The 16,691-nt window shown below is 67.9% G+C and carries 16 protein-coding genes; 14 read left to right on the forward strand and 2 right to left on the reverse strand.

The window, feature by feature from the left end; all coding sequences use genetic code 11:
* Nucleotides 1-80: 80 nt before the first annotated feature.
* Nucleotides 81-1,142, reverse strand: a complete 1,062-nt coding sequence (locus U2P90_RS06045; RefSeq protein ID WP_322474208.1) for a S1C family serine protease — start codon at nt 1,140-1,142, stop codon at nt 81-83.
* A gap of 122 nt (nt 1,143-1,264) precedes the next feature.
* Here U2P90_RS06045 and U2P90_RS06050 point away from each other — a divergent pair, with 122 nt between their 5' ends.
* Genes U2P90_RS06050 through U2P90_RS06065 form a run of 4 tightly spaced genes read left to right on the forward strand, consistent with a single transcriptional unit; the run spans nt 1,265 to nt 4,235 of the window.
* Entirely contained in the window at nt 1,265-1,594 is a 330-nt protein-coding gene (locus tag U2P90_RS06050) for a PadR family transcriptional regulator (RefSeq protein ID WP_322474209.1), read from the forward strand.
* On the forward strand, nt 1,591-2,715 hold the full coding sequence (locus tag U2P90_RS06055) for a permease prefix domain 1-containing protein (protein ID WP_322474210.1): 1,125 nt from the start codon (nt 1,591-1,593) through the stop codon (nt 2,713-2,715). The genes U2P90_RS06050 and U2P90_RS06055 overlap by 4 nt, the downstream gene beginning before the upstream one ends.
* Nucleotides 2,712-3,749 (forward strand): permease prefix domain 1-containing protein, encoded by a 1,038-nt coding sequence (locus U2P90_RS06060; protein ID WP_322474211.1) that lies wholly within the window; start codon nt 2,712-2,714, stop codon nt 3,747-3,749. Before U2P90_RS06055 ends, U2P90_RS06060 begins: the two co-directional genes overlap by 4 nt.
* A 15-nt stretch (nt 3,750-3,764) precedes the next feature.
* Nucleotides 3,765-4,235, forward strand: coding sequence for an EVE domain-containing protein (locus tag U2P90_RS06065; protein WP_322474212.1), 471 nt, complete (start codon nt 3,765-3,767; stop codon nt 4,233-4,235).
* Nucleotides 4,236-4,482: 247 nt separating this feature from the next.
* Here U2P90_RS06065 and U2P90_RS06070 read toward each other — a convergent pair whose 3' ends face one another.
* On the reverse strand, nt 4,483-4,941 hold the full coding sequence (locus U2P90_RS06070) for a DIP1984 family protein (RefSeq protein WP_322474213.1): 459 nt from the start codon (nt 4,939-4,941) through the stop codon (nt 4,483-4,485).
* An 84-nt stretch (nt 4,942-5,025) separates the two neighbouring features.
* Here U2P90_RS06070 and U2P90_RS06075 point away from each other — a divergent pair, with 84 nt between their 5' ends.
* The 10 genes from U2P90_RS06075 (at nt 5,026) to nuoG (ending at nt 16,577) form a co-directional block, all read left to right on the forward strand.
* On the forward strand, nt 5,026-7,311 hold the full coding sequence (locus tag U2P90_RS06075; RefSeq protein ID WP_295816769.1) for an endonuclease MutS2: 2,286 nt from the start codon (nt 5,026-5,028) through the stop codon (nt 7,309-7,311).
* Between the two features lie 70 nt (nt 7,312-7,381).
* Nucleotides 7,382-8,371 carry a hypothetical protein gene (locus U2P90_RS06080; RefSeq protein WP_322474214.1) on the forward strand — a complete coding sequence of 330 codons (990 nt, stop codon included), beginning with the start codon at nt 7,382-7,384 and terminating at the stop codon, nt 8,369-8,371.
* Between the two features lie 443 nt (nt 8,372-8,814).
* A complete protein-coding gene (locus U2P90_RS06085) occupies nt 8,815-9,153 on the forward strand; it encodes an NADH-quinone oxidoreductase subunit A (RefSeq protein WP_295816779.1) in 339 nt (112 codons plus the stop codon).
* 163 nt (nt 9,154-9,316) lie between these two features.
* On the forward strand, nt 9,317-9,853 hold the full coding sequence (locus U2P90_RS06090; protein ID WP_295816771.1) for a NuoB/complex I 20 kDa subunit family protein: 537 nt from the start codon (nt 9,317-9,319) through the stop codon (nt 9,851-9,853).
* A 10-nt stretch (nt 9,854-9,863) separates the two neighbouring features.
* Entirely contained in the window at nt 9,864-10,577 is a 714-nt protein-coding gene (locus tag U2P90_RS06095) for an NADH-quinone oxidoreductase subunit C (protein WP_295816772.1), read from the forward strand.
* 181 nt (nt 10,578-10,758) lie between these two features.
* Complete coding sequence (nuoD, locus tag U2P90_RS06100) at nt 10,759-11,991, forward strand: NADH dehydrogenase (quinone) subunit D (protein WP_322474667.1); 1,233 nt, start codon at nt 10,759-10,761, stop codon at nt 11,989-11,991.
* 8 nt (nt 11,992-11,999) lie between these two features.
* Nucleotides 12,000-12,434, forward strand: a complete 435-nt coding sequence (locus U2P90_RS06105) for a hypothetical protein (protein ID WP_322474215.1) — start codon at nt 12,000-12,002, stop codon at nt 12,432-12,434.
* A gap of 14 nt (nt 12,435-12,448) precedes the next feature.
* Nucleotides 12,449-13,066, forward strand: a complete 618-nt coding sequence (gene nuoE, locus U2P90_RS06110; RefSeq protein WP_295816773.1) for an NADH-quinone oxidoreductase subunit NuoE — start codon at nt 12,449-12,451, stop codon at nt 13,064-13,066.
* Entirely contained in the window at nt 13,063-14,403 is a 1,341-nt protein-coding gene (gene nuoF / locus U2P90_RS06115) for an NADH-quinone oxidoreductase subunit NuoF (RefSeq protein WP_322474216.1), read from the forward strand. Before nuoE ends, nuoF begins: the two co-directional genes overlap by 4 nt.
* A complete protein-coding gene (gene nuoG / locus U2P90_RS06120; RefSeq protein WP_322474217.1) occupies nt 14,400-16,577 on the forward strand; it encodes an NADH-quinone oxidoreductase subunit NuoG in 2,178 nt (725 codons plus the stop codon). The genes nuoF and nuoG overlap by 4 nt, the downstream gene beginning before the upstream one ends.
* The last annotated feature ends 114 nt before the right edge of the window (nt 16,578-16,691 follow it).

The raw sequence follows: 16,691 nt of genomic DNA on the forward strand, positions 1-16,691 counted from the left end.
CCTGGAGTATGTGGCCTGCTCATGCCACGCGTATTGGAGAACGGTGGCCTGTGCTTCATGCCCGTGCCGGCAGGCGGACGTCAGTTTCTCAGATCCGGCACGCTGGCACGGGCCACCAGCACCACCGAGGCCTCGCGGGTCTTGCCGTCGCGGACATAGCCCAGCCGTACCGCCACGCCGACGCCCACCCCGCGCACGGCGGTGATGAACTCGTCGGCGTTGCGCACCGGTCGCCCGTTCACGCTGGTGATGATGTCGCCCAGTTCCACGAGGTTTCCGTCCCGGTCGACCCTGGAACCACGCAGTCCGGCCCGGGCCGCCGGGCTGTTCCGCGCGACCCGCGACACGATGGCACCGGGCGGATCGGTCAGGCCACTGTGGATGTCGTCCAGCACCAGTCCCACCACCGCCACGTCCTGTTTGCGCCCGGCCAGCAGGCCCTCGACCAGGTCATTGCCCGCCACGACCGGAACCGCGTAGCTGCGCCGCGTGCGCCCGCTCTCGTCGATGCGGATGTAGCTGACCACGCCGATCGCCTGCCCGTTGCCGTCGATGATCGGCCCGCCGCTGTCGCCGGGGGCCAGCGGGGCAGACATCTCCAGGGTGCCCTGCGGGAAGTCGGCGCGGCCCGCCGCCGCGTCCAGCCCCAGCAGCTGACCACGCCGGGGCTGCAGGTACTCGCCGCCGCTGTTGCCGATCGCCAGCACCGTCTCGCCCACGCGGGGGGCACGGGTCGTGAGCTTCAGGAAGGGAAATGGCCCCCGCCCCTCGATGGTCAGCAGGGCCACGTCCGCCGCCGCGTTGAAGGCGGTCACGCGGGCGCGGTAGCTGCGCCCGGACACGGTGCTCACCTGAAAGAGGGTGCCCCCGCTGACCACGTGGTACGCGGTGAGCACCTGCCCCTGGGCGCTGATGAAGAAGCCCGCCCCGATTCCGGCCGAGTTCCGCGACGGATCGACGCTCTCGACCTGCACGGTCGCCGGGCGGGACTGCTCGAACAGGGTTCGGGTCTCGGCGGGCAGCGGATCGGGCAGGGTACGCGGAACTGTGGTGGCCGCCGACGCGCCCGGCTCGCGCGGCGGCAACAGGTACGCACCGAGCGCCAGCAGGAGCAAGGCGGGAAGCCACGGCGAGGCACGCATCCTGCCAGTCTAGAACTCCGCCGCATTCCGCACGGTGGGGCAGGGCACCAGCGAGAATCTTGCTTGACAAGATAGCGGGCCGAGATTACCTTGCAGAACAAGGCACTTACGGGAGGTTCTTCATGAATCCGCTCAAATCCGGCACCCTGGATCTGGCCCTGCTGGCTGCGTTGCAGGAGCACCCGCGTTACGGTCTGGACATCCTGAAACACGTCAACGGGCGCAGCGGCGGGGCCTTCGACCTGCGCGAGGGCAGCCTGTACCCGGCCCTGCACCGGCTGGTCAGGGCCGGCTGGATCGAGAGCGAGTGGCAGGCCAGCGACCGGGGCGGCGCTCCCCGCAAGGTCTACCGCCTGACCGACGATGGCCGCACCGCCCTGCACGCCAAACGCCAGGAATGGCAGACCCTGCGCGGTGCCCTGGACGCCCTGCTGCTGCGGAGGCCGGCGTGACCCGCCGCGTGCCCCGCACGATGCGCACCCTGAGCATCGACGGCTACGTCCACCGCGCCACCGTGGGCTTGCCAAGGGCGCAGCGCCTGGACGCCGCCGCCGAGTTGCGGACACATCTTATGGAGCGTGTGGCCGAGCATCATGCCCAGGGCTTCTCGCTGGAGGAGGCGGAGTATCTGGCGGTCAGGGGCATGGGCGAGCCGCAGCGGGTGAACCGGAGTCTGCTGGGTCATGCCTTCACGCACCGGGCAGGCTGGGCCGTACTGGCGCTGCTGGTGGTCGGTGGTGTGGGCTGGTACGCGCAGCGGGAATGGATGCCGCCACGGGTGGGGGTGTGGTACGAGAAGGCCACGCCCGAGGACATCTCCAGACTGTTCGCGGATGGTGATGCGCCACGCGGCACCTATCAGGCGGTGATCCTGACCTTTCCGAGAGGAACCCGCAGTGTGGTCTACGCCACCGTCGCCAGTGCTGAGGTCAGGACGGGGAACGAGGATGTTGCGGTCTACGCGAAAGACCTTGCCAGCCAGGAGGCGCAGAACATCGTCGGCCGCGTTCCTGGCAGTTACCGCTCTCAGGAACGCCTGCTGCTGACCACGTGGCCCATGACCTGCACCGGTCAGGACAGGTCGGGCATCTTCGTCACGGGTCAGACCATCCCGTCGCGTTTCTGGAACGCAGGGAGCAGCACGACCAGCGGTATTGGGCGCACCGTCGGGGCCTGCAACAATCCCAGCGTGAAGCTCAATGTGGTGCGCGAGACGCTGAACAGCGTGCCTCCGCAGAAGGTCAGCCGCAGCGTGCTCCCCTTCGGCGCGAACTCGGTCAGGAGTTCCCTGGAAGGCCCTGAACCCCTGGCGCTGGGCCAGTGGACGGTACTGATGCGGCTGAACGTCGATCCGGCCGCCGGTGCCAGTGCGTTCGAGGTACAACCGGCAGGCGGATTCAGCGCCGAGACTCGGGGCGTCTATATGGCCGTGCTCCCACTTGACCGGGCTGTGACGGGTGGAGACGGTTACCGCTACGGCAGGGGCGTGATCCGGGTCACCGGCGATACCCAGGATCTGCCCAGGCTGCCCGACGTGGTGCCCCGGTCTGACTCGCCGGCCGGTGCCCCATGATCCGGGAACTGTTCCGGCGACGGCATCCGCAGACCATCAGCGAGTACGTCCGCCGCGCCACGCTGGGTTTGCCCAGGGCCGACCGTCTGGACGCGGCTGCTGAACTCCGTACGCACCTGCTGGAACGGATGGCCGAGCATCAGGCCCAGGGCTTCTCGCCGGAAGAGGCCGAGTATCTGGCCGTACGGAGCATGGGCGAGCCGGACGGCACCAACCGGGCACTCCTGGGCCACGCCTTCACGCATCGGGCCGGGTGGGCGGTACTCGCGCTGCTGGTCGCGGCCTGGGCAGGCTGGTCTTCGTGGAGCCGGCGCGATGACCCCAGGGTGGTCGGGGGTGGGCTGGTGGATGTCAACGCCTTCAACAATGGCGGTACGTTGCCGACCACGTATGTCCAGTACCGCTTCAAGACCCCGCCGGGAACGAAGTTCATGGAGGTCGCGTGGATCAGCGACCGGACTCCCCAGCGGCAGATGCTGTCGACCATGCCCCGCACGGACGGCACGCTCGTCATCGGTCTGCCCACATGGCGCGAGTGGTGGACGACCCGCACGCCCCTGCCGTACGCCGATCAGCCCTGGGCGGGCACGTGCCGGGATCAGGAGCCTGTCCACATCCACCTGCGCCTGGGCGACTGGCGGCGGAGCCTGTCCGAGCTTCACTTCCGCGACTCCAGCCTGCGCGGCCTGCTGTGGTGCAGCGGCATCCCGGCCCCTCCCGGCCACCGGGGGCTGGCTTCCAGCAGCGGTGGCAGTGGCAGCAGCCACCTCGCGTCCACCGACGGCGGCCTGGTTGCGCTGCGGCAGCTGGATGGCAGAGACGACGACGGCCGCCTGCGCCTGAACCACTGGACACTGGTTCGCCTGACCGCGAGTCGCCTCGACCTGACGTACAAGTCCGGGGCCGCTCAGTCCGTGGCGGGGCAGGCGATTCTGGTCGTCCGGCCCAGTGCCACAGACGCCGCCGTGCCCCTGCCGAAGTTCACGTATGACGCGGAACAGGATCACTGGGAGGTGTGGGAGGTCTCGGAGTGACGGTACGCTCTACCGGTGCCCCACTGGCTCCTGAAATCCGAACCCGACGTCTTCGGCTACCCCGATCTGCAGCGCGTGGGCCGCGAGCCCTGGAACGGCGTACGGAACTATCAGGCGCGGAACCACCTGCGGGCCATGCGCGTGGGCGACCTGTGCCTCTTCTACCACTCGAACGCGAAACCCACCGGGATCGCCGGGATCGCCCGCGTGAGTGTGGAGGCCCACCCGGACAACCTGCAGTTCGATCCGGCGAGCCCGTACCACGACCCGAAATCTCCGCTGGACACTCCGCGCTGGAGCATGGTCGAGGTGGTGCCGGTGCGGGCCTTCCCGCGTGTCCTGACCCTGGACGCCCTGCGCGGGCTGCCTGAATGGGCGGAGTCGCCCCTGATTCGCAAGGGCACCCGCCTGAGCGTCCTGCCCGTCACGGACACCGAATTCCGCGCCGCGCTGGCGGCGGTGGGGCTGGATGCGGATACGCTCTGAGGGAACAGAGGGTACCTGAAGAAAACCCCACCTCCGCAGAGGTGGGGTCGGAGGGGCCGGGCATGCGTCGAGGCCATGGTCGTGAGTGGTGAACGGTGTATGTCAGGGGTGAGCCGTGCTGGGCCTGCCGTGTGAAACCGGGATGGTTCCGGGACGTCGCCCCGACGCCGTCAAGGAGTGCAGCCTTTTCCCCGCTGCGAGGTAGGCCTCCGCCCGCACGTGGCCCCTCCATCCGTACTGTAGCGCCCTACACGCCCAGTTCCGTCAGCCAGTTCGTCTGCTGGATCTCGGTCTCCAGCTCGCGGCGCTGCTTGGCCAGGGCGTCGACCTGGGTCTGGAGGTCGCGGGCGGGCACGGCCGACAGGATGCGCACCTCGCTGTTGCTGTAGCGCGTCTGCCGCTCCGAGGCCGTGGCCGCCGCGCGGCGCAGCACCTTGAGGCGCAGGTCGAGCAGGTCGCGGCGGGTCAGGGCGTCCGTGAGCGTCTGTCCACCGGGCAGGGTCGCCCCCAGGTTCGCGCGGTGGATGCGCGGTAGCAGCGCCTCCAGCCGCTCGGCGACCTCCGCGAACTCGGCCAGGAGCTGCCGGGGGTCTTCCGGCGGCGCTTCGCCCTCCTGCACGAGCAGATTCTTCACGATGCGTTCCTCGAGCTGCGCGGCGCGTTTCTGCAGGTCGGCGCGTTCGATCAGGGCCTCGGCGAGTTTCATCCATTCACGCTACCTTGTGAGGTCGGTTTCTAAGCCACTCGGCGCACGGTGTGGGGTTCGGCGCGTTGTTATGCTGCCCTCACGATGGCTTTCGATTCACGCGCCCTGTCTGCCCTGGATTTCCCCCGTGTCTGCGACGCCCTCGCGCAGCGGTGCGCGACGACGCTGGGTACCGAGCGGGCGCGGGCACTCGGCCCGTCGGACGATGGGGGCCGGATCGCGCGGGAGCTGGACGAGGTCGAGGACGCGCTCTTCGGGGTGAGCCTGAGTCTGGGCGGGATTCAGGACATCCGGGAACTATACGGCCGCGCGCGCGAGGGCCGGGTGCTGTCGGGGCAGGAACTGCTGAACGCGGTGTACTCGCTGGACGGCGCAATGACCGTCCGGCGGGCGATCAACGCGAATTCGCGTGGGCCGCTGCGCGAGGTCGCCCTGGGTCTGGGCGAGCACTCGGAACTGGTGCGCCGCGTGCTGGGCGCGCTCGACCGCGAGGGAGGCGTCCGGGACGACGCCTCGCACCACCTGCGCGATCTGAGAAAGCGCATCGAGCCGCTGCGGGGGCGCATCCGCGAGCGGCTGGCGGCGTCGCTGGAGAAGTGGGCCGACGTCCTGCAGGAGCACATCGTCACGATCCGCCGCGACCGCTACGTCCTGCCGGTGCAGGCCAGCCGCGTGGGGCAGGTGCAGGGCATCATCGTCGACGCCTCGGCGACCGGCCAGACCTATTTCGTGGAGCCGGCAGCGGTCACGCAGCTGAACAACGAACTCGCCCGCCTGATCCTCGACGAGGAGGCCGAGGTGCGCCGCATCCTGACCGAGCTGTCGGGCCTGCTGGCGCAGGACGAGGACGTGCCGATGACCCTGGCGACCATCGGGGAACTCGACCTGATCGCGGCCAAGGCGCGGCTGGCGCGGGACTGGCGGCTCAACCGCCCCGAGCCCTCGCCCGCCGGCCTGTATGACCTGCGCGAGGCCCGGCACCCGCTGATCGAGAACCCGGTGGCGAATGACATCTCCCTGGGCGCCACCAAGCTGCTCCTGATCACCGGGCCGAACATGGGCGGCAAGACCGCGACCCTCAAGACGCTGGGCCTGAGCGTGCTGATGCACCAGTGCGGCGTGTACGTGCCCGCCGCGAGCGCGAAGCTGCCGGTGGTACGTGACGTGCTGGTCGACATCGGGGACGAGCAGAGCATCGAGGCGTCCCTGAGTACCTTCGCCAGCCACCTCAAGCATCTGCGCTACGTGCTGCGCCACGCCTCGCCGGACACGCTGGTGCTGGTCGACGAGCTGGGCAGCGGCACCGACCCCAACGAGGGGGCCGCGCTGTCGCAGGCGATCATCGAGACGCTGCTCTCTCAGGACGCGCGCGGCATCGTGACCTCGCACCTGTCGCCCCTGAAACTGTTCGCGCTGGAGACGCCGGGCCTGAAGAACGCCAGCATGGGCTTCGACGTGGACACCCTGTCGCCCACGTACGCGCTGCTGGTCGGGCAGCCGGGCCGCAGCTACGCCCTGGCGATCGCGCAGCGCATGGGCCTGCCCGACGACGTGCTCGACCGGGCCACCGCGCTGCTGGGCGAGGATGCCGGGATCATGGAACGCATGCTCGAAGGCCTGGAGCGCGAGCGGGCCGATCTCGCCGCGCAGCTGGACACCGCCACCGCCGCCCGCCGCGAGGCCGAGGGCGAGCTGGGCCGCGTGCGTCAGGAACGCGAGACGCTGGAGACCCGCCGCAACGAGATGCTGGCCGAGGCCGCGCAGAAGGCCGAGTCCCTGTACGCCGACGCCATCGAGCGCGTGCGTACCCTGCGGGCCCGGGCACAGGAGGATGGGGCCCGCCCCCGGGTCATGCAGGAGCTGCGTGACCTGCGGACAGCCGCACAGAAGGCCCGCCCGGCTCCTCCCGTGCGTGAGGAGCGCGGCGACCCGATCCGGGTGGGCAGCCGTGTGGATGTGCCGGCGTACAACGCGTCCGGGCAGGTGCTGGAACTGCGCGGTGACGATCTGGTCGTGCAGCTCGGCGTGATGAAGGTCGGCGTGAAGCGCCGCGATGTCCGCATGCAGCCCGAGGTGAAGGTGCCCGTGGCGCGTGGCAGTTTCGTGGGCCGTGCCCCCACCACCTTCCAGGCGGAACTCCAGCTGCGCGGCCTGGGCGTCGAGGAGGCCGTGGAAGAACTCCGCACCGCCATCCTGGAGGCGTCGGCCCTCAAGGAAAAGCAGCTGCGGGTCGTGCACGGCAAGGGTCAGGGTGTCCTGAGACGGCTGCTGCGCGACTACCTGAAGACCGACCGCAAGGTCGAGTCCTTCCACGACGCGGAACCCAACCAGGGCGGCCACGGCGTGACCATCGTGAATCTGCGGGCGTGATCTGCTGCCCCAGCGGTTCTCACCACCTGTGATGACGATGTGCATGTCCGGCGGGTAGGGTGGGGCGGTCATGCCGCCGATCCGCCGATCCCGTCACCGTTCCCGAGTCCTGAAGACCGTCCGTGCGGGCCTGGGGCTGGCGGCCCTGATCCTGCCCGTGGCCCATGCCCAGGCTCCGCTGCTGCGGTTGCCGAACAACTACATGAGCCGCTTCGGAAGTTCAGAGGTCGCCTACACGACCGCCACGGGCTACGGCGTGCGGTACATCCCGCTGCCCACCGATCCGGACATCCGGCTCTCGGTGGTGAAACAGGCGAACTACTGGGAGATCAACGCCGGCAGCCGCGTCAACGACACGACCCTGGCGGGCGGGGTGTACTTCAACGGCTACGGGGCGGCGGCCGGCATTCCGCGTATGGAATACACCCACAACCCTGATCTGGGGGTGCAGTACAGCGCCCTGGTGCAGGGGAGCGGTCTGCACTCGCACCTGTCCGGCGGCTACGCTGTCAGAGTGCTCGGGAACCGCGTGCGCGTGCTGGGCACCGCCGGCATCGCCACCCAGGCAGACGTCGTGGCCCCCTATACCCAGGCCGAGGTGGCGGGCAGCGTCGACCGGACGTTCGGGAAGGTGAACACGGTAGCCGTAACGACGCTCAGGACATCGCTGTTCCCGGCACAGGGGCAGGCGCTGGGGAACGTGGATCTCTACGTGGCGGCGTCGTCCAGTCCGTTGCCCGGTCTGTCGCTGGCCGCGTCGCATTTCGAGCGCTTCGTGGTCGGCTCGGTGCCGCTCCCCGACTTCGGCATGGGGCGGTACGAGGAGAGCAGTGCGTGGGCGCTGTACCGCTGGCCGGCGACCGGCCACCTGATATCGCTGGGTGGAGTGCGGGGCCGCGCTGGACGCAACTGGATCTCCGGGTACACGACCGTGTGGGCCGACGTGCTGCTGGATGTGCGGGGCCTGCCGAACCTGATGGGGCCGGGCGTGGGCTACCAGTTCGGGCCGGATGGCAAGGACAGCCGCTGGCTGGTCACCCTCGTGACCCTGGGCCGCTGACCGGCGGGGACGGACTCTGACCGCAAGGCGCCGCCTGCGTTCCGTGGGCACGCCGTCCGGCCTCGGGCAGGGGCAAAGCTGAGCAGCCAGCACCATGGAGTTCACTCCGGGCGGTGGGTGGAATATCGTCGTCTCTGTTCAGCACACGCAGGCGCAGCCTGAGACCTACCGTGTCGTCCTGTCCACGTGTGACGTGGAGCAGACCGCTTCGCGCCACCGTGGCGGCGTGGTCAGCACCTGTCCGAAGACCGTGCGGTTCACCGGCTGCAGGCCGCAATCGTGATAAAACTGGGGAGTACCGCAGTCTGTCCGTCCGTCCGTGTCCGTGAGTGTCCCTCTCTTTTTTTCGGGAGTCTCGTGCCCTTTTTCACGAGTTGTCCGGGATCAGGAGACACAGGGGCAAAAGGGGAGAGAACATCGAACAGTACGCCAATTTTGTGATCATGCTGCTCGTCGCCCTGGGGATCGCCGTCCTGGCCGTGATCGTCAGCGCCATTCTGGGGCCGAAGAAACGCGGCAGCCGTACCAAACTCATGGCCTACGAGAGCGGCAACGACCCCGAGCACGGCGGCGTCGGCACCGGCCAGCGCTTCCCGGTGCACTTCTATCTCGTCGCGATGCTCTTCATCGTGTTCGACATCGAAACCGCCTTCTTCTACCCGCTGGCCGTGGCCTACCAGAAGCTCGTGCCCTTCGCGTTCTTCGAGGCGCTGACCTTCGTGCTGCTGCTGCTGGTCGGCTACGTGTACGTGCTGAAGAAGAAGGTGCTGGAATGGGCTTAAGAGCGGGCACTCCTACGCTGATGGCGCACGAGAGGCGAAGGGCCGCCCCTGAGCCTGGGGCCAGCGAAAACGTAGCGGGCAGAGGGCAGAGGGCTGAGGGCCAACTGCACTGTTGCGGTCTGCTCTCGGCCCTCAGCTCTCTGCAACCGCCGGAGGTGCCCCCATGCCCCTGAAAGAACTCTTCGAGAAGGACTGGCAGGAACTGGAGTCCGAGGGCGTGCTGTTCTCCAGCCTGGAGAAACTGGTCGCGTGGGGACGCAGCAACTCGCTGTGGCCGGCGACGTTCGGGCTGGCGTGCTGCGCGATCGAGATGATGAGCAGCACGAATGCCCGCAACGACATGAGCCGCTTCGGCAGCGAGGTCTTCCGCGCGTCTCCCCGGCAGGCCGACGTGATGATCGTCGCCGGTCGCCTGAGCAAGAAGATGGCCCCGGTCATGCGCCGCGTGTACGACCAGATGCCCGATCCCAAATGGGTGATCAGCATGGGCGCGTGTGCCAGCAGTGGCGGCATGTTCAACAACTACGCCATCGTGCAGAACGTGGACAGCGTGGTGCCGGTCGATATCTTCGTGCCCGGCTGCCCGCCGCGCCCCGAGGCGCTGATCTACGCCGTCATGCAGCTCCAGAAAAAGGTGCGTGGCGAGGCCTTCGACGAACTCGGCCACCAGCTGCCCATGGTGGATGCGTGGACACGATGAGGGGGGCACCATGACCGGCGACGACAGGGGAGGCGGCAAGCTCAGCGGCCGCGAGGGCTTCGCGCAGTCCTCACAGTCGGGTACCCCGAAACCCGTGCCGGTGCCAGTGGCCCCCACCACGCCAGCCCCCGAGCCGCGCGACCTGACCCCGCTGATCCGCACCCTGAAGCTCACCGAGGATCACGCCGCCGAACCGACCGTGATCGTCAGTCCGGATGAACTGCTGCAGGTGGCCCAGGCCCTGAAAGCTCACGGATTCATGCTGATGGACTCGGTGGGCATCGACTACCTGGCGTATCCCGAGGCCCGACCCAAACGCTTCGCGGTGCTGCACAACATCTACCACCCGCACGACCACCGCCGCCTGTTCCTGCGCGTGTGGCTCGACGACGGCGAGACGCTGCCCAGCGTGTACCCCGTGTGGCGGGCCGCGAACTATCTGGAGCGCGAGGTCTACGACCTGATCGGCGTGACGTTCACCGGCCACCCCGATCTGCGCAAGGTGCTCACGCCGGATGATCTGGAAGGCCACCCGCTGCGCAAGGATTTCCCGCTGGGCGAGTCTCCCACCCTGTTCCGCGACGGCCGGTTCCTCGATCCCGCCGCCTTCCGTGCGGGCCTGACCGGCCAGAGCGGCGGCCTGACCGGCTACCGGGGCGAACTGCGGCGCGGCCAGGGCACGGATCGCCTGCCGCCGGTGATGCCGGAAGGGGGGCCGAAGTGAGGATGCGGAGGGCAGACAGCAGAGGGCAGAGGGCCAGAAGCGGAGAGCAGCAGGCGGTTGAGGTTTCAGCCATCTGCCATCTGCCCTCAGCCCTCTGCGGCACCGGAGGTGCCTCATGACCATCACCGACAAGCCCACCCACGGCGAGGGCACGCAGACGGGCACGCTGCCGCCCGCGCAGATGACGCCGGATCATCAGGAGAGCAGCAGCGCGGAGCGGCTGGACGGCCAGACGGGCGCGATGATGCACACCGAGATCATGTCGCTGAACGTCGGGCCGCAGCACCCGAGCACGCACGGCGTCCTGCGGCTGGTCGTGGACATGGACGGCGAGTACGTGGTCAAGGTCACGCCGCACATGGGCTACCTGCACAGCGGCTTCGAGAAGACCTTCGAGAACCGCACGTATCAGCAGGGCGTGACCTACGCGCCGCGCACCGATTACCTGCACTCGTTCAGCCACGAACTGGCATACGTCCTGAGCGTCGAGAAACTGCTCCAGGCGCAGGTTCCCGAGCGGGCGAACGTCGTGCGCGTCATCCTGCACGAGCTGGGGCGGATGCACAGCCATCTGGTGTTCGTGGGTACGGGTCTGCTCGACCTGGGGGCACTCACCCCGTTCTTCTACGCCTTCCGCGAGAAGGAGGCGCTGGTCGACGTGTTCGAGGCCGTGTGCGGGTACCGCATGAACCAGGGCTACTTCCGCGTGGGCGGCCTGAGCCGCGACATCCCCGACGGCTGGCCCCAGATGGTCGCGAAGTTCCTCGATCAGATGGAGAAGGGCGTGGCCGAGTACGCCACGCTGTTCGCTCAGAATCCCATCTTCCTCGATCGGGCCAAGGGTGTGGGCGTCATCCCGCCGGAGGTCGCCCTCGACCTGGGCCTGACCGGGCCGAACCTGCGGGCCAGCGGCATTCCCATGGACAACCGCAAGGACAACCCGTACTGCGGCTTCGAGGAGTACGACTTCAACGTCGTCACCGGCAGCAACGGCGACAGCCTTGACCGCTTCAACATGCGCCTGCTGGAATTCGGCGAGAGCATCAAGATCGTCCGCCAGGGCCTGAAGAAACTGAAGCCCGGCCCCGTCAAAGACCCCAACCGCAAGATCAGCCTTCCGCCCCGGCAGGAGCTGGAAACCAGCATGGAAGCGGTCATCCACCACTTCAAGCTGGTCACCGAGGGCTTCCACCCGCCGCAGGGCGAGGTCTACGTGCCCATCGAGAGCGCACGCGGCGAGGTCGGCTACTACGTCGTGTCCGATGGCGGTTCCATGCCCTACCGCGTGAAGATCCGTGCGCCCAGCTTCGTGAACTTGCAGGCGCTGGAGTATGCGTGTGTGGGAGCGCAGTTTGCTGACCTCATTACCATCCTGGCGACCATTGATCCGGTGCTCGGGGATGTGGATCGGTGAAAACTGTTATGGATGATCCCGCTTCGAAGAACTTGCCCGTGCAGGCATTCGTATTTCCAGAAGGTACGGATACTGATCACTTCACGGATGGTTTTCTGGACAATGTGAACGAAATTCTGGAAGTTGTGTGGCCAGATGCCTACTTGGCAACACTCGTTCATGTCATTGAAAACGAGCGGACGCTCAGAGAGCGGTTCGTTAAATTGCTGAGAGCCGAGTGCTTTGAAAGCCTGTGGTTGCCCAGCGGCATAGAAATTAGCGCGGCTAGAATAGATGCAGACGCTGATTTCCAAGATAGATTGAAGGTGGATGCCGTGAACTTTGCGGTAAGTAGAGATTATTTCCAGCTTGTTTACATTGAGCCGCAGATGTTTGGCGAGCACGTCATGTTTGCTGATCTGGATGATCAGCGCCGGATATCAGATGTCTGGTGCCCGGGATGAAAGGAGTTTCCGAGTTGACGTACTTTGCAGACAAATCACCCCTCGTGGCGGATATCTTCAGCCGCTACCCGGATTCGCCGCAGGGCCGCCGTTCGGCGCTGATGCCGCTGCTGCGGGAAGTGCAGGACGCCGAGGGCTTCATCTCCGAGGCCCGCATGGCGGAAATCGCGGCGCTGTGCGGCACGACGGCCACGGAAGTCCGGTCGGTCATGAGCTTTTATTCCACGTACCACACGGTGCCGACCGGGAAATACCACCTTCAGGTCTGCTCCACGCTGATGTGTGCCCTGAAGGGCTCGGACGAGCTGTGGGACGAACTGGTGTCGCAGCTGGACGTGCAGCCGGGCGAGGTCAGCGCGGACGGCCGCTTCAGCGTGCAGAAGGTCGAGTGCCTGGGCTCGTGCGGCACCGCGCCCATGATGCAGATCAACGACGACGGCTACTACGAGAATGTCGGCCCCGGCAAGTGTGCCCGGATTCTGGCGGCGCTGCGGCAGGATCTGCAGCCCCTGCCGGACAATCCCGTGCCGGTGACGGTCACGCCGGACGGGCGGCAGAGGCTCGCCAGCGGCGAGATCGTGGGCACCAGTATCACGGGCCTGAACCGGATGCCCGGAGGGGAGTCCATATGACGGTCGCGGAACCGGCTCCAAAACCGATCACCAGCGCGAAAGATCCACGGTTTGCACCGACGCTCTACGCCTACGTGGGCCAGGATCGCAGCTGGACGCTCGACTTCTACCGTCAGAACGGCGGCTACGAGGCCGTGCAGCGGGCCTTCGGGCTGGGCGCGGACGCCGTGATCGACGAGGTCAAGAAGTCCGGCCTGCGTGGGCGCGGCGGCGCGGGCTTCGCCACCGGCCTGAAGTGGTCGTTCATGCCCCTGAAGGACGGCAAGCCGCACTACATCATCTGCAACGCCGACGAGTCCGAGCCGGGCAGCTTCAAGGACCGCTACCTGATGTCCGAAGACCCGCACCAGCTGATCGAGGGCATGATCATCGCCGGGTACGCCATGCGGGCCAGCGTGGGCTACATCTACATCCGCGGCGAGTACGTGCACGCCGCCGAGCGCGTGTGGGCCGCCATCCATGAGGCGCGGGCGGCCGGGCTGCTCGGCAAGAACATCCTGGGCAGCGGCTTCGACTTCGAGGTGCAGGTGCACCGGGGGGCCGGGGCGTACATCTGTGGCGAGGAAACCGCGCTGATGAACTCGCTGGAGGGCCTGCGCGCCAACCCGCGCCTCAAGCCGCCCTTCCCGGCGGCGGCGGGCCTGTACGGGCTGCCCACGACCATCAACAACGTCGAGACCTTCTGCGCGGCCACACAGATCTTGCGCTACGGCGCGGAGTGGCACGCGGGCATGGGCACCGAGAAATCCAAGGGCATGAAGCTGTTCCAGATCTCGGGGGGCGTGGCGCGGCCCGGCGTGTACGAGCTGCCGCTGGGCACCACCTTCCGCGAGCTGATCTACGACTGGGCGGGCGGCCCGCTGGAGGAGATGAAGGCCATCATCCCCGGCGGTTCCAGCTGCCCCATGCTCCCCTGGAACGACAAGATCCTCGACACGCCGATGGACTACGAGTCCGTGGCGGCGGCTGGAAGCATGCTCGGCACGGGCGGCGTCACGCTGATCCCGAAGGCCGACTGCATCGTGAACGCCACGTGGAACCTCGTGCGCTTCTACGGGCACGAGTCGTGCGGCAAGTGCACCCCCTGCCGCGAGGGGATCTCCAGCTGGATGACCCGCATGTACGAGAAGCTCGTGCGCGGCTACGGCCAGCCCGGCGACGTACAGCTGATCCTGGACATGTCCGAGAACATCGGCGGCCGCAGCTTCTGTGCCCTGGCCGATGCGTGCCTGGGCCCGGTGCTGAGCAGCATCGCCCTGTTCCGCGAGGAATATGACGCCCTGGCGACCACGCAGACGGCGCTGTATCCGGCCAGGAAGCGCTGGAGGGATGAATGAAAGTCACTGTCGACGGCGTAGAGATCGACCTGCCCGCCGGAACGTCCGCCATCGACGCGGTGTTCCAGTCGGGTGGGGACGTGCCGTATTTCTGCGCGCACAAGTACCTGTCACCGGTGGGCGCGTGCCGGATGTGCCTGATCGAATCCGGCAGTCCACGCAAGAACCCGGACGGGACGTTCGTGATGGAGGGGGAGGGAGACGCGGCCACGCCGAAGATTTTCTGGTTCCCGAAGCCCATGGCGTCGTGCACCATGCAGGCGACCGACGGCATGCACATCCGCAGCGCCAAGACCAGTGAAGTGGTGGCCAAGGCGCAGGCGGGCATGATGGAGTTCACCCTCCTGAACCACCCGCTCGACTGCCCCACCTGCGACAAGGGCGGCGCGTGCGAGCTGCAGGATCGGGCCTTCGAGTACGGCTACGGCGCGAGCCGCTTCGGCTTCGACCGCCGGCACGCGGACAAGCACTACCCGCTCTCGGAATACGTGATCCTCGATCAGGAGCGCTGCATCCACTGCAAGCGCTGCGTGCGCTACTTCGAGGAGGTGCCGGGTCAGGAGGTGCTGGACTTCATCGAGCGCGGCGGCCACACCTTCATCGACACGGAGGAAGGCGGGCTGCCCACGGGCTTCCAGGGCAACATCACCGACATCTGCCCGGTGGGGGCACTGCTGGACAACGTGGCGCGGTTCCGGGGGCGCAACTGGGAGTACGACCACACGCCCACGACCTGCACGCTGTGCCCGGTCGGGTGCTCGATCACCGTGGACGCCCGCAATGGCCGCCTGGAACGCATCGTGGCCGGCGAGAACCGCGAGGTGAACGAGGCGTGGATCTGCGACGCGGGCCGCTTCGGGCACAGCTTTGCCAGCCATGACCGCCTGACGGTGCCCATGATCCGGGGCGAGGACGGACAGCTGCACGCCGCGACGTGGGACGACGCCATCAATGCCATCAACCGGGGCCTGGTCGGGCAGAACATGGACGATCTCGCCCTGTTCACCTCTGCCGACAGCACGCTGGAGGAAGGGGTCGCGCTGGCGTCCCTGGCCGAGCTGACGGGCACGAAACACGTCGACCACTGGCCCCGCCACGAGGTGACCATCACCGCCCCCGCCGCGACCCTGACGGACGTGGCGACTGCCGATCTGGTCGTCGTGATCGGGGCCGACCTGGGCGAGGAAGCGCCGGTGCTGGAACTCCGGATCCTGGAGATGCTGCGCGGTGGCCTGTTGCCGGCCGAGTTCGATCACGGCACCGCGATTGCCGACCTGCGCCTGATCGAGCGCCCGGTGCGCAGGCCCGAGAAGCTGGTCGTGATCGGCCAGGAGTCGGGCCTGTGGAAGCACGCGGGCACGCGTATCGCGGCGAACGGCATGAGCGGGCTGACCCGCCTGGCCACGCCGGATACGGATGAGCTGCGCGGCGCGCTGAAGGCTCTGGAAGACGCAAAATCGCCGGTCATCATCCTCGGCGCGGACGCCCTGACCGGCGCGTCGGGGTCGTTCGCGTCAGCCGTCGCCAGCCTCGCCACCCGCACGGGCGCGAAGGTCATGGCGATTCCCGCCGGGCCGAACAGCCGGGGCCTCGCGGCACTGAATCTCGTGCCGCGCAGCGGTGGCCTGGGGTACGCGCAGCTTTCCCAGGCCCCGGCCGCGTTCATCAGCCGGCTCGATCCGGGCGTGAAGGCGCGCGGCTTCACCATCGTCCACGACACGCACCTGACCGCCACGGCGCAGCTCGCGGACGTGGTGCTGCCCGCCGTCACCAACTACGAGAAGCGCGGCACGACCGTGAACCTCGAAGGCCGCCTGCTGGGCCTGCACCAGGCCGCTCTGAGCAGCGGCGAGGCCGCCGACCTGATCCGCACGTTGAGCGCGGTGGCCGAGGCGCTGGGCGTCAGGGCGAAGGTGCGCGGTCTGAAGGGTGCACAGACTCTCGCCGCCACCACGCTGGGCATCAGGCTCGACAGCCTGCCCGAGCGCGGCGTGATCCACACCTTCACGCAGACCTACGCCGCCCCGAACGCCCGACCGCACACGCCGAAGCTCTGGACGGAGCGGATGCAGGTGCCCCGGGGTGATGTGGAACGGATCGAGCACATCGGAGCCCTCGTGACCTCTGGCATGGAACTCCCCATGAACTCTGTCCAGCCCGGAGGTGACGACTGATGGCGTCCGCTGCGCTCCAGATGTTCCGGGACAGCGCCGGAACCTCCTCCGCTCCGCAGACGCCATCTCGGCTCCTGCTCGCTTCGCTCGGGTTCCAGGGGCGGTTCCCGCCCC

It is taken from the genome of Deinococcus sp. AB2017081, assembly GCF_034440735.1.
Taxonomy (GTDB): domain Bacteria; phylum Deinococcota; class Deinococci; order Deinococcales; family Deinococcaceae; genus Deinococcus; species Deinococcus rufus.